Below are 20,918 nucleotides of genomic sequence, written 5' to 3'. Positions count from 1 at the left end.
TGTCCAGACATTCGGACCAGCTCTTGACACCGCTTTCCGGACGCCCGCACGCTGGCGCCCATGACGTCGCTGTCACCCTCCTCCTCACTGTCCCGTATCCGGATCGGATCGGCGCCCGACTCCTGGGGCGTGTGGTTCCCCGACGACCCCCGCCAGGTGCCCTGGCAGCGCTTCCTCGACGAGGTGGCCGACTCCGGCTACGAGTGGATCGAACTCGGCCCCTACGGCTATCTCCCCAGCGACCCCGCCGTGCTCGCGGAGGAGACCGCGCGGCGCGGCCTGAAGGTGTCGGCCGGCACCGTCTTCACGGGCCTGCACCACGGTGAGTCCGTGTGGGACAAGACGTGGGCGCACGTGTCGGACATCGCGGCGCTGACCCAGGCGATGGGCGCCCGGCATCTCGTCGTCATCCCGTCCTTCTGGCGGGACGACAAGACGGGCGAGGTGCTCGAGCCGGACACACTGACCGCCGAGCAGTGGCGGAACCTGACCTCGCTGACCGAGCGGCTCGGGCGGGAGGTGCGGGAGCGGTACGGGCTGACGATCGTCGTCCATCCGCATGCCGACACCCACATCGACAGCGAGGAGAACGTCAGCCGTTTCCTCGACGGCACGGACTCCGACCTGGTGTCGCTGTGCCTGGACACCGGGCATTACGCGTACTGCGGCGGGGACAGCGTGCGGTTGATCGAGACGTACGGGGAACGGATCGGGTATCTGCACCTCAAGCAGGTGGATCCGGAGATCCTGGCGGACGTACGGGCCAAGGGCACGCCGTTCGGGCCGGCGGTGGCCCAAGGCGTGATGTGCGAACCGCCGTGCGGGGTACCGGAGTTGGGGCCCGTACTGGAGGCCGCACAGCGGCTGGGCGTGGATCTGTTCGCGATCGTCGAGCAGGACATGTATCCGTGCGCGCCGGACGCGCCGTTGCCCATTGCCCGGCGGACTCGGGCGTTTCTTCGCTCTTGTGGGATGTAGGGGCGCCCACCGGCCACGGGGTTGCCGTCGCCGCTCGTAGCATGGGTGGCGTGTCCTGGGAGACCGTGCCTGCCTGGCCCCATCCGGCGTTGCGGCCCGGTGTGATCAGCTATCGCGGTGTTCGGGTGCACCTCGACCGGCCGCGCCGCCGACTGGAGGCGCCGATCGGGGCGGCCACGCTGCTGCTGGGTTTCGAGCAGCCGGTGCGCATCTCGCGTGCCGGCCGGCCCGCGGTGTCGCTGGTCTCCGTGGTCAACGGGCTGACCACCGCCCCCGCCCTCGGTGATCACGGCGGCCGTCTGTCCGGCATCGAGGTGCTGCTCGCTCCATGGGCCGCGTTCACGTTGTTCGGTACGCCTCAGTACGAACTGGCCAACCGGTCGGTGGACGCGGAGGAGTTCCGTCTCGGTGAACTGGCCGGGGCGCTGGCCGCGTTGCCGGGCTGGCCCGAGCGGTTCGCGTTGCTCGACCGGGTGTTGCTGGAGCGGTTCCGTGCCGGTGTGCCCGCGTCCGAGCGGGTGGTGCACGCCTGGTCGCTGCTGCGGCGCCACGCCGGCACGCTTCCGGTGCCCCGGCTGGCCGAGGAAGTGGGCTGGAGCGTACGGCACCTGGAGAACCGCTTCCGGGAACAGATCGGTCTGTCCCCGAAGGCCGCGGCCCGGGTGCTGCGGCTGCAGCGGGCGCGGCGGCTGCTGGCCGCCGGGCACGGGCAGGCGGAGACCGCGGCGGTGTGCGGCTACTACGACCAGGCGCACTTCAGCGGCGAGTTCAAGGCCATGACGGGCTGCACCCCCGGGGAGTTCCTGGCGGCCCGGCGGCTGCCGGCGGCGGGCGCGCTGACCGACCGGCTGACGGGCGAGGCCACCAGCCTGCTCCTCGCCTCCGGCCGCGGTGCGCTTTTTTCCAAGACCCGGGCGGGCAGGGCCCGGCACGCTGATCGCCCGGCCATCATGCGCCCCGGGAAGGCGGGGGCCTCCGGCGGCCAGGGGGACTGATCCAGGAGGGCAACCCTGGGTGAAGCGGCCGCCGGAGCGTGCGGGGAAGCCGGCGGGCCGGGTCTGACGCAGCAGACCCGGTCCGCCCTTCCGACCCGCTTCCACCGGCCGCGGATCACCTGGCCCGCTCCCCCCGGACCGGCGCGAAAGCAACGCGCCCCGCCGACGCCCCCGCGTACGCCTTTGCGGCAGCTGTGTCACAAACACCCCTTCTGTGTCACACATGTCCCGTGTACGCGGGTTGTGCGTCACATGGTGTCGACAGGCACTGACCACTGGTCACTCTGCGTCGTTCACCGAGCGCAGGCTTGTGATCGCCGGCGCAGCGCCCGGCTCCCCCGACGACCGCCCCCGGTCGCCGCTGTGGCGCGCACAGGGAGGTGCAACTCATGACCGACCAAAGGCTCTGGTCCTACAAGGAGATCGCGGCGCACATCAAAGTGCAGCCGGACACCGTGCGGTCCTATCGCAAGCACGGGCTGCTGCCCCCGCCGGACCATGTGGAGGGCGGCAAGCCGTACTGGTACGCCGACACCGTCCGCGCCTGGGTCGCCTCCCGGCCGGGCAACCGCGGCCGCACCTGACCTGCGCCTGAAATCGGCTGTGCCTCACGGGAGCCGTGGGGCACAGTCACCCGCTCTCAGCTCCACGGCTCGATGACCGTGACGCCGGCCCCCGGTGCCGTGCCCATCGCCGCCAGGGCCGCCGGAGCGGCGTCGAGCGTGAGGGTGGACGTCACCAGGAGGTCGGGGCGCAGGGCGCCGGAGCGGACCAGACCGAGCATGCCGGGGTAGGTGTGGGCGGCCATGCCATGGCTGCCGAGGAGTTCGAGCTCCAGGGCGATGGCACGGGCCAGCGGCACGGGGGTGGTGCCGTCGGCCGAGGGCAGCAGACCCACCTGGACATGGCGCCCGCGACGGCGCAGGCCGTTCACGGAGGCCGCGCAGGTGGCGGGCGAGCCGAGGGCGTCCAGGGAGAGATGGGCGCCGCCGTCGGTCAGCTCGCGGACGGCGGCGGCCGTGTCCGGCGTGCCGGTCGCGTCCAGGCACTGCGCGGCACCGAACTTCCGCGCCAGGTCGAGGGCCTGGGGTGTCACGTCCACGGCGACCACGCGTGCCCCGGCCGCCGCCGCGATCATCACCGCCGACAGCCCGACCCCGCCGCAGCCGTGCACCGCGACCCACTCCCCCGCCGCCACCCGGCCCTGCTGCACCACCGCGCGGAAGGCGGTGGCGAAACGGCAGCCGAGGGCGGCGGCGGTGGTGTACGCCATGTCGTCCGGGATCGCGACCAGGTTGACGTCGGCGTGGTCGAGGGCGACGTACTCGGCGAAGGAGCCCCAGTGATGGAAGCCCGGCTGGGTCTGGCGTTCGCACACCTGCTGGTCGCCCGCCGCACAGGCCGGGCAGGTGCCGCAGGCGCAGACGAACGGCACGGTGACCCGGTCGCCGGGCCGCCACCCGGTCACCCGGGAGCCCACCGACTCGACGACACCGGCGAGTTCGTGCCCGGGCACGTGCGGCAGCGTGATGTCGGAGTCGTGGCCCATCCAGCCGTGCCAGTCGCTTCGGCAGAGGCCGGTCGCTTCGACCCGTACGACGACACCGTGCTCCGCGGGTTCCGGGTCGGGTACGTTCCGTACATCCGCGGGTGCGCCGTATCGCTCGAAGACGACGGCTCGCATGCTCGCTCCTTTCGGGAACCTCCGCACAGAGTAGGTGGCTCGGGAGCCGCCGGGTCAGCCGGCCGGTTCCGGTTCGCTGTGGCCGGTCGCGCCGTTCCCCGCGCCCCTCTGGGGCCCGTCTTCGCCGCCCTCGCTCAGACCGAACCGTTCATGGAGGCGGCGCAAGGGTGCCGGCGCCCACCACGTGGCCCTGCCCGTCAACCGCATGATCGCCGGTACCAGCAGGCTCCGGACCACCATCGCGTCCATCAGGACCGCCAGCGCGATGCCCAGCCCGAGCATCTTGGTGTTGGTCACCCGTGAGGTGCCGATGGCGACCATCACCACCGCGAGGATGACCGCCGCCGCGGTGATCAGTCCGCCGGTGCGCTGGAGTCCGTGCCGCACCGCCGCGTCGTGGTCGCCCGTGCGGTCGTACTCCTCCTTGATGCGGGAGAGCAGGAACACGCCGTAGTCCATGGAGAGCCCGAAGGCCACGCAGAACATCAGCACGGGCAGGGTGGTCTCGATGGAGCCGGAGCTGGTGAAGCCGAGCGCGCCGGAGAGGTGGCCGTCCTGGAAGACCCAGACCACGGCACCGAACATCGCGGTCAGGCTGAGCGCGTTGAGCACCACGGCCTGCACGGGTATCAGCACGCTTCCGGTGAGCAGGAAGACCAGCAGGAGCGTGACGACGGCGATGAACGCGGCGGCCCAGGGCAGGCGCTGGGCTATCGCGTGTTTGGTGTCGACGAGAACGGCGGCCGTGCCGGTCACCTTGGCCTCGAAGGGGGTGTGCAGCGAGCGCAGATCGCCGACCAGGCGCTGGGCCGGGTCGTCCACGGCCTCCCCCCTGGGCTGCACCGTGAAGTAGGCGGCATCGCCCTTGACCAGCGGGCCGTCGACGCGGGCCACCTCGGGAAGGGCGGCCACCTGCTGCTTGTAGTCGGCGTACTGGGCGGCGGTGGCCCTGCCCTCGGCGAGGACCTCGAGACCGCCGCCGGGGCTGCCCGGGAAGCCCTCGCGGATGTGCTCCTGCACCACGTGGGACTCGGCTGTCGAGGGCAGCTGGCGGTCGTCGGCGGTGCCGAACTTCACGCCCAGGAAGGGCAGTCCGAGGGTCACGAGCAGGACGGTGGTACCGAGCGCGAAGAGCGGCGCCCTGCGCATCACCAGGCCTGCGGCGCGGGCCCAGGTGGTCCCGGGGGTCCCGGCGGTCCCCTCGGCGGGCTTCGGGGCGCGGCGCCGGCGGAACAGCCGCCGCAGGTCGAGGGAGTTGACCCGGTGGCCGAGCAGGACCAGAGCGGCCGGGAGCAGGATCAGGGCCGCGGCCGCGGCGAGCAGGACCACGGCGATGCCGGCGTAGGCGAAGGACCGCAGGAAGTACTGCGGGAAGACCATCATGGCGGCCAGCGACACCGCCACCGTGAGGGCGGAGAACAGGACCGTGCGGCCGGCGGTGCGCAGGGTTGTGCCGACCGCCGTCAACGGGGTGGCGCCCGTGGACAGTTCCTCGCGGAAGCGGCGGACGATGAACAGGGCGTAGTCGATGGCCAGGCCGAGGCCCAGGGCCGTGGTGAGGTTGAGCGCGAAGACGGAGACGTCGGTGAAGGCCGTCAGGCCGCGCAGGACGGCGTTGGTGCCGAGGATGGCGACGATGCCGATGCCGAGCGGCAGCAGGGCGGCGACCGCGCTGCCGAAGACCATCACCAGCAGCACCAGCGTGATCGGCAGGGCGATCATCTCGGCGCGGGCCAGGTCCTCCTTGATGATCGTCTGCATCTCGTGCCGGACCGCGACGATACCGCCGACCCTCACCCGGACCGGGCCGCGCGTGCCCCGGTAGTGCGGGGCGATGCGGTCGAGCGTCCGGCCCGTCGCGTTGTCGTCGCCGGTGATGCGGGCGGCGATCAGCGCCTCGTGGCCGTCCTTGGCGCGCAGGGCCGGTGACCTGCTCTGCCAGTACGAGCCGACGCCGGTCACGCCCTTCTCCCCCGCCAGCCGGCCGACCAGGTCACGGGCCTCGGCGGCGACCGCCGGATCGTCGACCGAGGCTCGGCCCGAGTCGACCAGGAGCAGCAGGTTCGGCTGGGAGCCGGGGAACTCGCGCTCCAGGGCCTTGGTGGCGTACGTCGACTCGGCGGCCGGGTCCTCCCAGCCGCCGCTGCCGAGCCGGTCCGCGACCCCGCTGCCGGCCAGCACGGCGAGCGCGGTGAGCACGAGGGCCACGAGGAGTGACAGGCGTGGGCGGGCGGTGACGAAGCGGGTGTAGCGACCGGGCCGGGGCGGCGCTCCCTCCTGCGGTCCCTCCTGCGCCCCTTCCGGCGCTTCCCCCGCCGTCCGCGGCGGCGTGTTGACTTCGGTCATCGTGCGGTGTCCCCTTCACCGTGACCCACGTCTGTGCAGGCAGGCAGCATGAGTCGCTCATTGCCAATAGACTGGCAAACACGAGAGATCGCTCGCGTTTCTCCAGAATGCGAGCGACCACTCGCGTTTGTCAATCACGTTCGGAGAGCTGGGGATAACGCGTGCCCGACAACCCGCAGACACAGAAGGAGCAGCCGCGCCGCCGGCAGGCCCGCGGGGAGCGCCGTATCGCCCAACTGCTCGAAGCGGCCGCACGCGTCTTCTGCACCACCGGCTACACCGCCGCCAGCACCAACGCCATCGCCCGCGAGGCCGGCGTCTCGCCGGGCACGCTCTACCAGTTCTTCCCGAACAAGGAGGCGATCGCGATCGAGCTGGGCGACCGGCTCGTCCACGAGATGCAGGAGACCTACGGCGAGGCACTGGCCCCCGTCGACCCCGCCACCCCGCTGGAGAAGGCCATCGGTTCCACCATCGACCGGTTCATGGCCTTCAACACCGAGCACCCGGTGTTCTTCGCGCTGATGCACGGTCCCGACATCCCGGGCCGGATGGCCGAGACGCACGACCAGCTGCACGCCACGCTGATCGGCCGGATCGAGGACCTGCTCACCAGCCTCATGCCCAGGGCCACCCCGGCCGACGTCACCCGCACGGCGCACATCTGCCTCGGTATCTACAAGTCCGGCCTCGAACTGGTCCTCGCCCACGAGGGCACCGAACGCGCGGCCTATGTCCAGGAGATCAAGGACGTCCTGGTCCGCTACCTGCAGCCACTGGTGGGCGACCGGCTCGGCTGAGGGTGATCCGTGGGCCGACCGACCGGGGGTGCCCAAGGTGAGCCAACCGACCGGGGGGTGCCCAAGATGAGCCAACCCCGGGGAAGTCCCAGGGAAGCCAACCGACCGGGGATACCCCCCAGGCAGCCAACCAGCCGGAGCCCGGGGAAACCAGCCACCGGCGCAACCCCGGGAAGCCACCCCGGTCGAGGCGATCCACGGAAACCGACCCGACCGAGGGGGCGATCCGAGGACGTCGAACGGCCGCGCGGGACGCCCCCCGGAGCCGATCATGCGCCGACAGCCCCACAGCCACCCAGGGTGCCGGCGGCCCCACAGCCACCCAGGGTGCCGGCGGCCCCAGGACCGCCAAGACACCGACGACCCCAGGAGCCCTGGAGGCGGCAAGCCCGGGAAGCGGAGCGGCCGGGCGCCCGCGCCCCGGAAAGCCAACGGACGTCTGCCGCCCGGGAGCCCCGGACGCTGGACGGCCCCGCAGCCCCCGGACGCAGACAGCCTCGAGCACCCACGGGCGTGGGCGCCCCGAGAGCCCCCATGACACAGACGCCCCCGGGACCCCGGACCCGGGCACCCTCGGCACCCCCGGCACCCCCGAGGAAGCGGGACCCACACCACCCCAGGCCCCCGCAGGCAGACGGCTCCGAGGAAGCCCACACGGAGACGGGACGGAGACGAGGACGCCCGAACCCCACCAAGCACAGCTGCCCCACCCACACCAGCTGGCCCAGCCAAGCCGGCCCAGTCGGCCAAGCCGCCCAGCTCCCCCCGCCCCGAACCCCATGCCCCCACGAGCCCACCCGGACTGCGCCCCCCGGCACATCTGCCTAGAGTGCGGATAGATCGCCTCGTCCAGCCGCTGTCCGAGGGGACCCCCGTGAGTCACTTCCCGCCTCCCGGCACGCCCAAGGCCCGTATCCCCGGCCCACAGCAGCCGCCACCGCCGTACCCGCGCATCGCCGCGGGCCTGTGGCGGCGCTGTCTGGGTGGGGGGCTCGCCATGTGGGTGCTGATCGCATGGGTCACGTACGAGACGCGGAACAGCGCGCTGCTGCCGACGCTGATTCTGCTCGGCAGCCTTCTCGTACCGGTCGTCTTCGTGCTGTGGGCGTACGAGCGGCACGGCCGTGACCTGGGCGTCAGCGCGATCCTCGGCTGCTTTCTGGCCGGTGGGACCCTCGGCGTGCTCGGCGCCTCGCTCACGGAGTCGAACCTGGTGCGCCCCTCGCCGGGGACGTCCGTCGTCGTCGGCCTGCTCGAGGAGGCCGCCAAGCTCGGGGCGCTGGTGTTCGTGCTGCGCCGGCAGCCGGCCGTTCGCGGGATGCGCGCCGGACTGGCGCTCGGCGCGGCCGTCGGCTTCGGCTTCGCCGCCCTGGAGAGCGCCGGGTACGCCTTCGGCGCGGCCCTCTCCAGCGTGTCCGCCTCCGCCGAGGGCGTCGATCTGCGCACCCTGCTGGAGACGGAACTGCTGCGCGGGCTGCTCACCCCCTCCGGGCACGGACTGTGGACCGCGATCGCCGGCGGCGTACTGCTGTCCCGCCGCCGTCTGAACGGGTACTTCCGCCTCTCCGCGCCGGTCGTCGGCACCTGCCTCGGCGTGTCCCTGCTGCACGCGCTCGGGGACGCCACGCACGGCGTCGCCCTCTGGGTCGTCGCCCGGCTGACCGGCACCGCAGCGGAGGGGCAGCTGTTCGCACCGGGCTACCTCGTCCGGCCGAGCGCCGCGCAGGAGCACCTGTTCACCCTGTTCTCGGTCGGCGGGCTGGCGCTGGTGACCCTGGCGGGGGTCGGCTGGATGCGGGCGCTGGCACGCCGGGACCCCTCTTGGTGAGGTACCCCCTAGGGGTATAGTGTGGAGAGCGTGGGGTTCCCTCGCGGGCCCCACTGGCCCCACACGCCTCGACGAGGAGTAACGACATGAGCGCCCACACCGACACCCCCGGCTCCGTCACCACCGTCTACAAGGTGACCGGCATGAGCTGTGGCCACTGCGAGGGCTCCGTCTCCGGCGAGATCTCCCGGGTCCCCGGCGTCAGCTCGGTGAAGGCCGTCGCGTCCACCGGCGAGGTGACCGTGGTCTCCCAGGCCCCGCTGGACGACGAGGCCGTGCGCGCCGCCGTTGACGAGGCCGGCTTCGAGCTGGCCGGCAAGGCCTGATCGCCCCTCCACTCCCCCATTTCCCGATCGGGTCGTGCCGACCAGCTGATACTGGCTCCGTACGGTCCGGTCCGATGCCTGGAGTCCGGACATGACCAGCACCACCGAAGAGACAGCCATAACCGCGGAGACGGCCACAGCCACGGGGGAGACCTCCGAGGTGGAGCTGCTCATCGGCGGGATGACCTGCGCCTCCTGCGCCGCCCGGGTGGAGAGGAAGCTCAACCGGATGGAGGGCGTCAGCGCCACCGTCAACTTCGCGACCGAGAAGGCGAAGGTCACGTACGGCACCGGTGTCCAGGTCACCGACCTGATCGCCACCGTGGAGAAGACGGGGTACACCGCCGAGGAGCCGGCACCACCGGAGCCCGAGCCCGAGGCGTCCGCCCAGGCCCCCGGGCAGGACCCCGAACTCGGCGCCCTGCGGCACCGCCTGCTCGTCTCCGCGCTGCTCGCCGCGCCCGTGGTGCTGCTCGCGATGGTCCCTTCGCTGCAGTTCGACAACTGGCAGTGGCTCTCCCTGACCCTCGCCGCGCCGGTCGTCGTCTGGGGCGGCGCCCCCTTCCACCGGGCCGCCTGGACCAACCTCCGGCACGGCGCGGCCACCATGGACACCCTGGTGTCGGTCGGCACGCTCGCCGCGTTCGGCTGGTCGCTGTGGGCGCTGTTCTTCGGTGACGCGGGCATGCCCGGCATGCACGACGAGTTCCGCCTGACCGTCTCGCGCATGGACGGCGCCTCCACCATCTACCTGGAGGTCGCCGCCGGAGTCGTCGCCCTGATCCTGCTCGGGCGCTATCTGGAGGCCCGCTCCAAGCGGCGCGCGGGCGCGGCCCTGCGGGCCCTGATGGAGCTGGGCGCCAAGGACGTGGCGGTGCTGCGGGAGGGCCGTGAGGTGCGGGTTCCGGTGGCGGACCTGGCCGTGGGCGACCGGTTCGTCGTGCGGCCCGGCGAGAAGATCGCCGCCGACGGCACGGTGGTCGAGGGCGTCTCCGCGGTGGACGCCTCGATGCTGACCGGCGAGTCGGTGCCGGTGGACGTCGGCCCGGGCGACCGGGTCACCGGCGCCACCGTCAACGCGGGCGGCCGGCTGGTCGTCGAGGCGGCCCGGGTCGGCGCCGACACCCAGCTCGCCCGGATGGCGAAGCTGGTGGAGGACGCGCAGAACGGCAAGGCCGAGGTGCAGCGGCTCGCCGACCGGATCTCGGCGGTCTTCGTCCCGGTCGTCATCCTCGTCGCGGTCGGCACCTTCGCGGTCTGGCTGGCCGTCACCGGGGACACGGTCGCCGCCTTCACCGCCGCCGTCGCCGTCCTGATCATCGCCTGCCCCTGCGCGCTGGGCCTGGCCACGCCGACCGCGCTGATGGTCGGCACCGGCCGCGGCGCACAGCTCGGCATCCTGATCAAGGGCCCCGAGGTACTGGAGTCCACCCGCCGCGTCGACACGGTCGTCCTGGACAAGACCGGCACCGTCACCACCGGCCGGATGACCCTCCAGACGGTGTACGCCGCCGACGGCGAGGACGAGAAGGAGCTGCTGCGGCTCGCCGGCGCCCTGGAGCACGCCTCCGAGCACCCCGTCGCCCGCGCGATCGCCGCCGGAGCCGAGGAACGGACCGGCGCGCTCCCGCCGGTGGAGCACTTCGAGAACGTCCCCGGACGGGGCGTACGCGGGCGCGTGGACGGCCGTGAGGTGGCCGTGGGGCGCCTGTACGACGAGCTGCCGCAGGAGCTGGCCCGCGCGGCGCGCGAGGCGGAGCAGGAGGGCCGTACGGCCGTCGTGGCGGGCTGGGACGGGCGGGCCCGCGGGGTCCTCGCCGTCGCCGACGCGATCAAGGAGACCAGCGCCGAGGCGGTGCGCGAACTGCGTGCGCTGGGCCTGAGGCCGGTGCTGCTCACGGGGGACAACCGCACGGTCGCCGAGGCGGTGGCACGCACGGTCGGCATCGGCTCCGGGGACGTGTTCGCCGAGGTGCTGCCCGAGGACAAGGTGGACGTCGTACGACGGCTGCAGCGCGAGGGGCGGGCCGTGGCGATGGTCGGCGACGGCGTGAACGACGCGGCCGCGCTGGCCACCGCCGACCTGGGCCTCGCCATGGGCACCGGCACGGACGCGGCGATCGAGGCCGGAGACCTGACCCTCGTCCGCGGCGATCTGCGGGTCGCGGCCGACGCCATCCGGCTGTCCCGGCGGACGCTGGCCACCATCAAGGGCAACCTGGTGTGGGCCTTCGGCTACAACGTGGCCGCGCTGCCGCTGGCCGCCGCCGGGCTGCTCAACCCGATGATCGCCGGCGCCGCGATGGCCTTCTCCTCGGTGTTCGTGGTGACCAACAGCCTGCGGTTGCGCCGCTTCCGCTGAAGTCCCGTGGGGTTACCGGCGGTTCACCGCAGTCGAAGTAAGAGACCCCCTAGAGTCCTGCGCGAGCCTCACATAAGCTCTTCACAAGGCTCGCGCATCATCCTTACGCTTGGACCCCGATCACCGTACCGGGGCTCTTGCGCACCTAAGGGACATATGCAAGAGACGCAGATCACAGTGATGCGAACGTAACCATCGAAGGGGTTCGAAGGTCTAAGTTGGCGATGTCAGGCCAGCGTCTTGGGGGGCGCTGACTGGCATCTGGGGATGTCTTGGGGGACTTCCTCAGAGGTGCGTTGCCGGGGCACGCGCGCCGGGAAGCTTTGAGCGGCCCACCCAGCGTGCGTTGTCCCGGCAGATCGCAGCGCATCACTGGAGCAGGACGAGTTTTGCTCATTCTGCTCGAAGACAGCGATTCAGGCGCTGTCCTCTCCGAGCGCCCGGCCGGATCCCGTGGGGGGAATCCGCACCGGGACATGGGAAGGCGCCCTGGTCGTCGGCCCGTGGGGGGACCGGCGTCTCAGGGCGCCTTCCGCTTTCCGCTTCTCTCTGCGCTCTACGACTTCCGCTACGACGAGTCCGTCAGGCGCCGGGGAAGCACACCGCCCCCAGGCGCCCGGAAGAAACGAACTCACGCCGCCGGAACAAAGGGCACCACCGGGATGGCGCCCCCACCGGCAGGTGTCAGCGCTCCTCGACCGGCACGAAGTCGCGCAGCTCCACACCCGTGTAGATCTGGCGCGGGCGGCCGATGCGGGAGCCCGGCTCCTTGATCATCTCGGTCCACTGGGCGATCCAGCCCGGCAGGCGGCCCAGGGCGAACAGGACCGTGAACATCTCGGTCGGGAAGCCCATGGCCCGGTAGATCAGGCCGGTGTAGAAGTCGACGTTGGGGTAGAGGTTGCGCGAGACGAAGTAGTCGTCGGAGAGCGCGTGCTCCTCCAGCTTCAGCGCGATGTCCAGCAGCTCGTCGGACTTGCCGAGCGCGGAGAGGACGTCGTGCGCGGCGGCCTTGATGATCTTGGCGCGCGGGTCGAAGCTCTTGTAGACCCGGTGGCCGAAGCCCATCAGACGGACGCCGTCCTCCTTGTTCTTCACCTTGGTGATGAAGGAGTCGACGTCGCCGCCGTTCGCCTGGATGCCCTCCAGCATCTCCAGCACGGACTGGTTGGCGCCGCCGTGCAGCGGACCCCACAGCGCGCTGATGCCGGCCGAGATCGAGGCGAACATGTTGGCCTGCGAGGAACCGACCAGGCGGACCGTGGAGGTCGAGCAGTTCTGCTCGTGGTCGGCGTGCAGGATCAGCAGCTTGTCCAGCGCGGAGACCACGACCGGGTCCAGCTCGAACTCCTGCGCCGGGACCGAGAAGGTCATGCGCAGGAAGTTCTCGACGTAGCCGAGGTCGTTGCGCGGGTAGACGAACGGGTGGCCGATCGACTTCTTGTACGCGTACGCCGCGATCGTCGGAAGCTTCGCGAGCAGCCGGATCGTGGAGAGGTCACGCTGCTTCTCGTCGAACGGGTTGTGGCTGTCCTGGTAGAAGGTGGACAGCGCCGAGACGACCGAGGACAGCATGGCCATCGGGTGGGCGTCGCGCGGGAAGCCCTTGTAGAAGTTCTTGACGTCCTCGTGCAGCAGGGTGTGCCGCGTGATGTCGTTCTTGAACGTCGAGAGCTCGTCGACGGTGGGCAGCTCGCCGTTGATCAGCAGGTACGCCACCTCGAGGAAGGTGGAGCGCTCGGCCAGCTGCTCGATGGGGTAGCCGCGGTAGCGGAGGATGCCCGCCTCGCCGTCGAGGTAGGTGATCGCGGATTTGTAGGCGGCCGTGTTGCCGTACCCGCTGTCCAGAGTCACGAGACCGGTCTGAGCGCGGAGCTTCCCGATGTCGAAGCCCTTGTCGCCGACGGTGCTGTCGACCACCGGGTAGGTGTACTCGCCGTCGCCGTACCGCAGTACTACAGAGTTGTCGCTCACGTCTTCCCTCACCGACGTAGTGCCTCATCTTCGAGGTGCCCTGACTGTCTCTACCATCCCCCATTTGGCTCAGGAGAGTGCACTCGGGGTCGACCATTGGGCCTATTGGCGGCACTCAGTGCCGCCAACCTGCTCATCCTGCCCCCTTGTCTCCCCATCTGGAAGGTCTCTGTGACCTTCACGACTCATTTGATCGATCATTTTTCGTGATGGTGCTGATCAAGCCTGAAGTCGAGTGCAGTGCACCGCCGTCCGGCCGACACCGTGCGCACCGCCTGTCCGATCGCCTTGCGTGAACCGACGAGGACGACCAGCTGTTTGGCGCGGGTCACCGCCGTGTACAGCAGGTTCCGCTGGAGCATCATCCATGCCCCGGTCGTGACGGGGATCACCACAGCGGGATATTCACTTCCCTGTGAACGGTGGATGGTCACCGCATACGCATGGGCCAGTTCGTCCAGTTCGTCGAATTCGTACGGAACCTCCTCGTCCTCGTCCGTCAGCACCGTGAGCCGCTGGTCGACCGGATCGAGCGAGGTGACGACACCCACGGTGCCGTTGAAGACACCGTTCTTCCCTTTCTCGTAATTGTTGCGAATCTGGGTCACCTTGTCGCCGACGCGGAAGACCCGACCGCCGAACCGCTTCTCGGGCAGATCGGGCCGGCCCGGGGTGACGGCCTGCTGGAGCAGCCCATTGAGCGCCCCCGCCCCCGCAGGCCCCCGGTGCATCGGCGCGAGGACCTGCACATCCCGGCGCGGATCGAGCCCGAACCGGGCCGGAATCCGCCGGGCGGCGACGTCGACGGTGAGCCGCCCGGCCTCCTCGGTGTCGTCCTCGACGAACAGGAAGAAGTCCTTCATCCCGTCGGTGAGGGGATGCTGACCCGCGTTGATCCGGTGCGCGTTGGTCACCACGCCGGACTGCTGGGCCTGCCGGAAGACCCGGGTGAGCCGGACGGCCGGGATGGGGCTGCCGTCGGCCAGCAGGTCGCGCAGCACCTCGCCGGCGCCGACGCTGGGCAGCTGGTCGACGTCCCCGACGAAGAGGAGATGGGCGCCCGGGGGCACGGCCTTGACCAGCTTGTTGGCGAGCAGGAGGTCGAGCATGGAGGCCTCGTCCACGACCACGAGATCGGCGTCGAGCGGCCGGTCCCGGTCATAGGCGGCATCCCCGCCGGGCTTCAGCTCCAGCAGCCGGTGCACGGTGGAGGCCTCGGCACCGGTCAGCTCGGCCAGGCGCTTGGCGGCGCGCCCGGTGGGGGCGGCGAGCAGCACCTTGGCCCGCTTGGCCCGGGCCAGCTCCACGATCGAGCGGACGGTGAAGGACTTGCCGCAGCCGGGCCCGCCGGTGAGGACGGCGACCTTCTCGGTGAGCGCGAGCTTGACGGCGGCTTCCTGCTCGGGGGCGAGTTCGGCGCCGGTACGGCCCTTCAGCCAGCCGAGTGCCTTGTCCCAGTCGACGCCGTGGAACGCCGGCATCCGGTCCTGGTCCGTACGCAGGAGACGCAGCAACTGCGAGGAGAGCGAGATCTCGGCACGGTGGAAGGGGACGAGGTAGACGGCGGTGACGGGTTCGGCGTCGTCACCGTCCGGTCCGGGCACCTTCTCCCGCACGACACCGGGGTCGCCGCCGTCCTCCGGGGGTTCGGCCAGCTCGGCGAGGCACTCGATGACCAGCCCGGTGTCGACGGCGAGCAGCTTCACCGCGTCGGAGATCAGCCGCTCCTCCGGCAGGAAACAGTGCCCTTGGTCGGCGGACTGGGACAGGGCGTACTGCAGACCGGCCTTCACCCTCTCCGGGCTGTCGTGCGGGATGCCGACGGACTGGGCGATCTTGTCGGCGGTCAGAAAGCCGATGCCCCAGACGTCGGCGGCGAGGCGGTAGGGGTGGTTCTTCACGACGGAGATCGACGCGTCCCCGTACTTCTTGTAGATCCGCACGGCGATGGACGTCGACACCTCGACGGTCTGCAGGAAGAGCATGACCTCCTTGATCGCCTTCTGCTCCTCCCAGGCGTCGGCGATCTTCTTGGTCCGCTTGGGGCCGAGGCCGGGGACCTCGATGAGCCGCTTGGGCTCCTCCTCGATGATCCGGAGGGTCTCGAGCCCGAAGTGCTGGGTGATCCGGTCGGCGAAGACCGGCCCGATCCCCTTGACCAGCCCCGACCCGAGGTAACGCCGGATGCCCTGGACGGTGGCGGGCAGCACGGTCGTGTAGTTCTCGACGTGGAACTGCTTGCCGTACTGGGGATGGGACCCCCAGCGCCCCTCCATTCGCAGGGACTCCCCGACCTGGGCGCCGAGCAGCGCGCCGACCACCGTGAGGAGGTCGCCGGCGCCTCTGCCCGTGTCGACCCGGGCGACCGTGTAGCCGTTCTCCTCATTGGCGTACGTGATCCTCTCCAGCACGCCTTCGAGCACGGCAAGCCGCCGCTCGCCGGTCTGGGTCCCCGCCTGTTGAGCCATGATCCGACGGTACCGGTGGGCTCTGACAGCGGGTCCGGCAACCGCTCGTACGAGGCCCGGCAGTTGCCCGGGCCGTGATCAGCGGACGACGTCGAAGACCTGCTTCTGCAGGCCGTTGCCGTAGACCTCGTGCTCGACCGGCCTCAGCTTCTGGGTGTCCTTGTCCGTGGTGCTGAACAAGCGCTTGCCGGCACCGAGCAGCAGCGGGAACACGAGCAGGTGGTAGCGGTCGATCAGACCGGCGTCGGAGAGGCTCTGGTTCAGGGCGGCGCTGCCGTGCACGATGATCGGGCCGCCTTCGGTCTCCTTCAGGGCGGCGACCTCGTCGAGCGAGCGCAGGATCGTGGTCTCGCCCCAGTTGGAGACCAGCTTGTCCTCGGTGAGGGTGGTGGAGACGACGTACTTCGGCATCGTCCGGTAGTGCGCGAACTCCGGCATGTCCGGCCACACCGGGCTGAACGCCTCGTAGCTGACCCGGCCCAGCAGGATCGCGGTGGACTCCCGCTGCTCCCGTTCCTTGATCTCGAACGCCTCGGGGACGAACTCCACGTCCTTGAAGGTCCATCCGGAGTTGCGGTAGCCGGGTTCGCCGCCGGGGGCCTCCACGACGCCGTCGAGCGAGATGAAGGCGCTGGTGATCAGGGTGCGCATGGCGAGCTCCTCGGGTTCTCGGTGGGCGGGTGCGCCGCCGGGTCCGGCACCGTTCCAGTGTCTACCGACAAATTTATTTGTCAAGGCGAGGAAAGTTTTCGGTGCGGGGCAGTACGGGGCCGGGGCGAGGCCAGGGCGGAGTTGTCGCGAACGCGCCGGCCGGGAAGCGGGCCCGGCCGGCGCGTCGGATGCTGCGGTGTCGGTCAGTTCAGGTGTCGGGCGAAGAAGCTCAGGGCGCCGTCGACTTCGAACGCCGGCACATCCCCGTGCCTGCCGGGGTTGGCGTGCAGTGTCTTCTCCGTCGAGGCCAGGGCGTCGAACAGCGCCAGGCTCTGGTCGCGCGGGACCATCTGGTCGTCCCACTGGACCAGGAACTGCACCGGCACGGTGATCCGGGCGGCGTCCTCGGCCAGCCCGTGCGCGCCGAGCAGGCCCAGCACGGCGGCCCGGATCCGGGGTTCTGCTGCGATGAGCGGGATGCCCAGGCCGCAGCCCATCGACATGCCGCAGTAGCCCACCGGTCCGGCGCCGACCTGGTCGAGGCGCTGGACCGCCGTCAGAACCGCCCGCCAGTCCGCTACGGCCTGAGGGGCCAGGTAGCTGTGCATGCCGGCGACCAGCGCGCCCGGGGCCTTGCCGGCGGCCATGCCCGCCCGCATGTCGGCGGCGATGCGGCCGAACTCCTCGCCCTTGGGCCGGTCGCCGTGGTGGGGCGCGTCGATGGCGACGACCGCGAAACCCCCGGCGGCGTAACGGCGCGCGCGGGAGACGGTATGGGGAGCCGTCTTGTGCTGCCCGCCGCCGTGGCCCAGCAGGATCAGGGGGCGGGGGCCGCGGGCGCCCTCCGGCGTCCAGAGCACGCCGGGGACCTCGTCGAGGGTGAAGAACTGCTCGGTGACGCCGTCCGACGACGTCTGGGAGGTGAAGCGCATCAGCGTTTCAAGCCTTTCGGGATGCCTTGTGCGGGCGCTCCCTAGGCCATGCGGAGAAGGGAGCCCCGACGCGTCACAGTGTTGATCGGACTCACCTCCTCGAATGCGCAGTCATGCACGGCGGCCCCGAAGTTATCACAGCGGCGGACAGGGCGACCGGCAGATCCGTGCCGGGAATCCTGGTGGTGCGGCCCCCGTGCCGACAGGGTCAACTCCCTTGTCCCGCCCACTAATCTTGGCCGCATGAGCGATCCCGCACCCATGGAGCCGCCGGACGTGCTCACCGCGCTCGGCGCGGCCTTCCGGCTGTATCGGCATGCCGGTGTGGTGGACCCCGTCGAGGTGTGCGCCGCGCTGGGCGTTCCGCCGGCACGGACCGTGAAGACCCTGGCCTTCGTCACCCCGGAGGACCGGCTGTTGCTCGCCGCGCTGCCCGGTCACGCACGGCTGCGGTTCGGCCCCCTGGCGCGGGCCGCCGGGATACGCCGTGGCGACCTGTCCCACGCGGGCGCCGGCCGGCTGGCGCGGGCGGGGATGCGGCCCCGCGGGGTGTGTCCCGTGTCGTCGGACGGGGCCGCGCTGGTGGTGTTCGACGAGGCGGTGAGCGGTCTGGGGCGTGTGTACTGCGGCAGCGGGCGGGCCGACAGCAGTATCGAGATCGACGCGGGGGCGCTCGTCGCGGCCGTACCGGATGCCGTCACGGCGCCGATCGGAGACGTGCCCGGCGGCGAGCTCGTATGAGGATCCGCGCCGCCGTACCCACCGACGCCGATGACATCCACCGGCTCCTCAGCGGGTTCGTGACCAGTCACCGGCCCGAGCGCGACGTCTTCGACCGCGTCACCTTTCCTCGCGTCCTCGAAGCCGCCGCGGCGGGCAGAGCCGAACTTCTGGTCGCCGAGGACGACTCGCCCGGGGGCGGGTACGTGGCCGGTTACGTGCTCGGTCTGCGCATGCCCACCCTCTTCGCCGGCGGGACCGTCCTGGAGGTGCTGGAGCTCACCGTCGACGCGCCCGTGCGGGGGCGCGGTACGGGTTCCGCGCTCATCCGGGCCGTACAGGCGAGGGCCGAGGACGCGCACGACGTCGAAGTGACCGTCCCGACCCGCCGGGCCGCCGGCTTCTATCGCGGTCTGGGGTTCCGGGAGACCGCCTCCTACCTGAAGTGGGTGACCTCGTGACCGGGTCCGTGCGGATCGAGGGCGTCACCGCGCTGGTGACCGGCGCCAACCGCGGGCTGGGGCGGGTGATGGCCCGGATGCTCCTCGAGCGCGGGGCGCGGCGCGTCTACGGCGGGGCCCGCGACCCGCGGTCGGTCGTGGAGCCCGGTGTCGTTCCGGTTCGGCTCGACGTCACCGATCCCGCCCAGGTGGCCGCGGCGGCCGATGCGTGTTCCGGTCTGACCCTGCTCGTCAACAACGCCGGGGTCCTCACCGACAGCCCCCTGCTGGCCGCGCCCGACCTGGCTGCCGCCCGCACGGAGATGGAGGTCAACTACTTCGGCACGCTCGCCATGTGCCGTGCCTTCGCGCCCCTGCTCGCCGGCAACGCGCCCGGCGCCGTCGTCAACGTGCTGTCCATCGCCAGCTGGTTCACCAACCCGGCGATGGGGTCGTACAGCGCCTCCAAGGCCGCCGCCTGGGCCATGACCAACGGGATCCGGGAGGAGCTCCGGGACAGCGGTGTTCTCGTCGTCGGGGTGCACTGCGGATACATCGACACGGACATGGCCGCCCATGTCAGCGGGCCCAAGAACACGCCGGCGTCGATCGCCGCGCAGGCTCTCGACGCCGTCGAGGCCGGCCGCACGGAAGTGCTCGCCGACGAGCGCACCCGGCGGGCCAAGGCGGATCTGGGGCGTCCGGGCCCGGCCTGACCCTCCGGTCAGGTGCCCGGGCCGAGGCGAAGGAGCCGGGCATGGACCTGCCCGTGACCGACGCCCGGAACGACGCCTCCCAGCAGGCCGGCCAGCCGCAGAACTTCACCGGTTCCGGCCTGGGCGCGATCGCCGTCGGCCCGGTGGACTCCGACGCGGCGGGCAACTCGGTGAAGGCCGCCGGCAAGGCGAGGATCCCGGTGATCGCCGTCGTCCGGGGCGTCAGCAAGGCCGCCGTGAACGCCCTGGTGGCCTCCGACAACGTGGCGGGCGGTGAGCCGGCCGCGAAGACGATCGCCGAGAAGCCCGGCGGCGAAGGCCTGTAGCGCGCGCAGGGCTTCGCGAACGGCCCGAAGGCCTCTGCCGAACCTGCCCCAGGCCCACCCCGACGTCCAGGGCGTCCTCGCCGCCGACGACGGGATGGCATTCGGCGCCACGGTACCCCGGACGGGCTGACGGCGGTGCGGAACGGCAGGCTGTACGCGTCGGTCGTACAGCAGCCGTCACAGTCGGGGAGGATCGCCGTGGACAACGCGCTGAAGGCGGCCCAGGGCAGGAAGGTGGTTCACCATGGGTGACGGCCGCCCGCCCGGGGGCATCTCTCAGGGGAATCAGGGGAGTCAACTGATGTACGACTACGACCTGTTGGTCGTGGGTTCGGCCAACGCCGACCTGGTGATCGATGTCGCGCGGCGGCCGGCCGCCGGCGAGACGGTGCTCGGCGGCGACCTGGCCGTCCACCCGGGCGGCAAGGGCGCCAACCAGGCGGTCGCCGCAGCCCGGCTCGGCGCGAGCACGGCCCTGCTGGCCCGGGTCGGCGACGACGGCCACGGCCGGCTGCTGCTGAACTCCCTGCACGCGGCCGGTGTCGACACGGTCGGCGTGCTGGTGGGCGGGGTGCCGACGGGTGTGGCGCTGATCACCGTGGACCCCTCCGGGGACAACAGCATCGTGGTGTCGCCCGGCGCCAACGCCCGCCTCACCCCGGCGGACATCCGGGCTGCGGTCAGCCTGTTCCTGGCCTCGCGGGTGGTGTCGGCGCAGCTGGAGATCCCGCTGGAGACGGTCGTGGAGGTCGTACGGAACCTGTCCCCGGACAGCCGATTCGTGCTGAACCCGTCCCCGCCCAGGCCGCTGCCCACGGAGGTGCTCGCGGCCTGCGACCCGCTGATCGTCAACGAACACGAGGCCCGGGTGATCCTCGGCGAGGCCTGTGTGAGCGAGGACCCGGCGGACTGGGCGCGGCTGCTGCTGGCCAAGGGTCCGCGCTCGGTGGTGGTGACGCTGGGGGCGGGAGGGGCGCTGGTGTGCGAATCCTTGGAGGTGACCCGGGTGGCGCCGGTGAAGGTCGACGCGGTGGACACGACAGGTGCCGGGGACGCGTTCACGGCGGCGCTGGCCTGGCAGCTGGGGACGGGTGCGGATCTGCCACAGGCGGCGGCCTACGCGGCCCGGGTCGGCGCGGCGGCCGTGACCAAGCGGGGCGCGCAGGAGTCGTATCCGACGGCGGAGGAGGTCGAGAGGCTGTGAAGAAGGCGCGGATCCTCGACCGCCACCTCTCCGGTGCGCCGGCCCCATTTTCCCCGGGCTGTCCCTGGTTCCGCACGAGCGCCTGAAGGAGCGGTCGGCAGGCGCACGGCCGGTCGTCCGCACGGGTTACGACTTCGAGGGGGCGGCGCCGGTCCGTCGACCGGCGCC

Annotated in this window: 17 protein-coding genes and 1 pseudogene; 12 read left to right on the top strand and 6 right to left on the bottom strand. The window is 71.4% G+C overall.

Features of this window, described 5'->3' with window-relative positions:
- Positions 1-60: 60 nt before the first annotated feature.
- The 3 genes from ABT288_RS24220 to ABT288_RS24210 all read left to right on the top strand — a co-directional run bounded on the left by ABT288_RS24220 (position 61) and on the right by ABT288_RS24210 (position 2,557).
- Positions 61-978, top strand: a complete 918-nt coding sequence (locus tag ABT288_RS24220) for a sugar phosphate isomerase/epimerase family protein (RefSeq protein WP_351611360.1) — start codon at positions 61-63, stop codon at positions 976-978.
- 41 nt (positions 979-1,019) lie between these two features.
- Positions 1,020-1,973: a helix-turn-helix domain-containing protein gene (locus ABT288_RS24215; protein ID WP_502972803.1), complete on the top strand. Its 954-nt coding sequence runs from the start codon at positions 1,020-1,022 to the stop codon at positions 1,971-1,973.
- A 389-nt stretch (positions 1,974-2,362) separates the two neighbouring features.
- Complete coding sequence (locus ABT288_RS24210; RefSeq protein WP_351611355.1) at positions 2,363-2,557, top strand: helix-turn-helix transcriptional regulator; 195 nt, start codon at positions 2,363-2,365, stop codon at positions 2,555-2,557.
- Between the two features lie 56 nt (positions 2,558-2,613).
- On the opposite strand, the gene ABT288_RS24205 is transcribed toward ABT288_RS24210, so the two are convergent.
- Positions 2,614-3,657: a zinc-dependent alcohol dehydrogenase family protein gene (locus ABT288_RS24205; RefSeq protein ID WP_351611352.1), complete on the bottom strand. Its 1,044-nt coding sequence runs from the start codon at positions 3,655-3,657 to the stop codon at positions 2,614-2,616.
- A 54-nt stretch (positions 3,658-3,711) separates the two neighbouring features.
- Positions 3,712-6,003 (bottom strand): MMPL family transporter, encoded by a 2,292-nt coding sequence (locus ABT288_RS24200; protein WP_351611349.1) that lies wholly within the window; start codon positions 6,001-6,003, stop codon positions 3,712-3,714.
- 161 nt (positions 6,004-6,164) lie between these two features.
- Here ABT288_RS24200 and ABT288_RS24195 point away from each other — a divergent pair, with 161 nt between their 5' ends.
- From ABT288_RS24195 to ABT288_RS24180, 4 genes are all read left to right on the top strand, one after another.
- Positions 6,165-6,803, top strand: a complete 639-nt coding sequence (locus ABT288_RS24195; protein ID WP_351611346.1) for a TetR/AcrR family transcriptional regulator — start codon at positions 6,165-6,167, stop codon at positions 6,801-6,803.
- Between the two features lie 874 nt (positions 6,804-7,677).
- On the top strand, positions 7,678-8,631 hold the full coding sequence (locus ABT288_RS24190) for a PrsW family glutamic-type intramembrane protease (RefSeq protein WP_351611343.1): 954 nt from the start codon (positions 7,678-7,680) through the stop codon (positions 8,629-8,631).
- Positions 8,632-8,717: 86 nt separating this feature from the next.
- Complete coding sequence (locus ABT288_RS24185) at positions 8,718-8,957, top strand: heavy-metal-associated domain-containing protein (RefSeq protein WP_351611341.1); 240 nt, start codon at positions 8,718-8,720, stop codon at positions 8,955-8,957.
- 91 nt (positions 8,958-9,048) lie between these two features.
- A complete protein-coding gene (locus ABT288_RS24180; protein ID WP_351611338.1) occupies positions 9,049-11,319 on the top strand; it encodes a heavy metal translocating P-type ATPase in 2,271 nt (756 codons plus the stop codon).
- Positions 11,320-12,003: 684 nt separating this feature from the next.
- Here ABT288_RS24180 and ABT288_RS24175 read toward each other — a convergent pair.
- From ABT288_RS24175 to ABT288_RS24160, 4 genes are all read right to left on the bottom strand, one after another.
- On the bottom strand, positions 12,004-13,293 hold the full coding sequence (locus ABT288_RS24175) for a citrate synthase (protein ID WP_351611335.1): 1,290 nt from the start codon (positions 13,291-13,293) through the stop codon (positions 12,004-12,006).
- Between the two features lie 197 nt (positions 13,294-13,490).
- A complete protein-coding gene (gene recD2 / locus ABT288_RS24170; RefSeq protein ID WP_351611333.1) occupies positions 13,491-15,761 on the bottom strand; it encodes an SF1B family DNA helicase RecD2 in 2,271 nt (756 codons plus the stop codon).
- Between the two features lie 78 nt (positions 15,762-15,839).
- A complete protein-coding gene (locus ABT288_RS24165; protein ID WP_351611331.1) occupies positions 15,840-16,412 on the bottom strand; it encodes a dihydrofolate reductase family protein in 573 nt (190 codons plus the stop codon).
- Between the two features lie 203 nt (positions 16,413-16,615).
- Positions 16,616-17,344 (bottom strand): dienelactone hydrolase family protein, encoded by a 729-nt coding sequence (locus tag ABT288_RS24160; protein WP_351611328.1) that lies wholly within the window; start codon positions 17,342-17,344, stop codon positions 16,616-16,618.
- Between the two features lie 243 nt (positions 17,345-17,587).
- On the opposite strand from ABT288_RS24160, the gene ABT288_RS24155 reads away from it, so the two are divergent.
- The 5 genes and pseudogenes from ABT288_RS24155 (at position 17,588) to ABT288_RS24135 (ending at position 20,750) form a co-directional block, all read left to right on the top strand.
- On the top strand, positions 17,588-18,085 hold the full coding sequence (locus tag ABT288_RS24155) for an aminoacyl-tRNA deacylase (protein WP_351611325.1): 498 nt from the start codon (positions 17,588-17,590) through the stop codon (positions 18,083-18,085).
- Positions 18,082-18,525: a GNAT family N-acetyltransferase gene (locus tag ABT288_RS24150; protein ID WP_351611322.1), complete on the top strand. Its 444-nt coding sequence runs from the start codon at positions 18,082-18,084 to the stop codon at positions 18,523-18,525. Before ABT288_RS24155 ends, ABT288_RS24150 begins: the two co-directional genes overlap by 4 nt.
- Positions 18,522-19,220 carry an SDR family oxidoreductase gene (locus ABT288_RS24145; protein ID WP_351611319.1) on the top strand — a complete coding sequence of 233 codons (699 nt, stop codon included), beginning with the start codon at positions 18,522-18,524 and terminating at the stop codon, positions 19,218-19,220. The genes ABT288_RS24150 and ABT288_RS24145 overlap by 4 nt, the downstream gene beginning before the upstream one ends.
- A 2-nt stretch (positions 19,221-19,222) precedes the next feature.
- Positions 19,223-19,783: pseudogene (locus ABT288_RS24140) on the top strand (substrate-binding domain-containing protein); the annotation flags it as partial.
- A 64-nt stretch (positions 19,784-19,847) separates the two neighbouring features.
- Entirely contained in the window at positions 19,848-20,750 is a 903-nt protein-coding gene (locus ABT288_RS24135; RefSeq protein ID WP_351611317.1) for a ribokinase, read from the top strand.
- Positions 20,751-20,918 lie beyond the last annotated feature (168 nt).

The sequence above is a fragment of the Streptomyces sp. NPDC001093 genome (assembly GCF_040298985.1).
GTDB lineage: Bacteria > Actinomycetota > Actinomycetes > Streptomycetales > Streptomycetaceae > Streptomyces.
The sequence above is the reverse complement of the archived record's forward strand: the minus strand, read 5'-3'. Positions and strand labels throughout refer to the sequence as shown.

What these genes read in the sequence shown, in the direction of transcription:
- ABT288_RS24220 (WP_351611360.1), top strand. Translation starts at nt 61, where the DNA reads ATGACGTCGCTGTCACCCTCCTCCTCACTGTCCCGTATCCGGATCGGA.
- ABT288_RS24215 (WP_502972803.1), top strand. Translation starts at nt 1,020, where the DNA reads ATGGGTGGCGTGTCCTGGGAGACCGTGCCTGCCTGGCCCCATCCGGCG.
- ABT288_RS24210 (WP_351611355.1), top strand. Translation starts at nt 2,363, where the DNA reads ATGACCGACCAAAGGCTCTGGTCCTACAAGGAGATCGCGGCGCACATC.
- ABT288_RS24205 (WP_351611352.1), bottom strand. Translation starts at nt 3,657, where the DNA reads ATGCGAGCCGTCGTCTTCGAGCGATACGGCGCACCCGCGGATGTACGG.
- ABT288_RS24200 (WP_351611349.1), bottom strand. Translation starts at nt 6,003, where the DNA reads ATGACCGAAGTCAACACGCCGCCGCGGACGGCGGGGGAAGCGCCGGAA.
- ABT288_RS24185 (WP_351611341.1), top strand. Translation starts at nt 8,718, where the DNA reads ATGAGCGCCCACACCGACACCCCCGGCTCCGTCACCACCGTCTACAAG.
- ABT288_RS24180 (WP_351611338.1), top strand. Translation starts at nt 9,049, where the DNA reads ATGACCAGCACCACCGAAGAGACAGCCATAACCGCGGAGACGGCCACA.
- recD2 (WP_351611333.1), bottom strand. Translation starts at nt 15,761, where the DNA reads ATGGCTCAACAGGCGGGGACCCAGACCGGCGAGCGGCGGCTTGCCGTG.
- ABT288_RS24165 (WP_351611331.1), bottom strand. Translation starts at nt 16,412, where the DNA reads ATGCGCACCCTGATCACCAGCGCCTTCATCTCGCTCGACGGCGTCGTG.
- ABT288_RS24160 (WP_351611328.1), bottom strand. Translation starts at nt 17,344, where the DNA reads ATGCGCTTCACCTCCCAGACGTCGTCGGACGGCGTCACCGAGCAGTTC.
- ABT288_RS24155 (WP_351611325.1), top strand. Translation starts at nt 17,588, where the DNA reads ATGAGCGATCCCGCACCCATGGAGCCGCCGGACGTGCTCACCGCGCTC.
- ABT288_RS24150 (WP_351611322.1), top strand. Translation starts at nt 18,082, where the DNA reads ATGAGGATCCGCGCCGCCGTACCCACCGACGCCGATGACATCCACCGG.
- ABT288_RS24135 (WP_351611317.1), top strand. Translation starts at nt 19,848, where the DNA reads ATGTACGACTACGACCTGTTGGTCGTGGGTTCGGCCAACGCCGACCTG.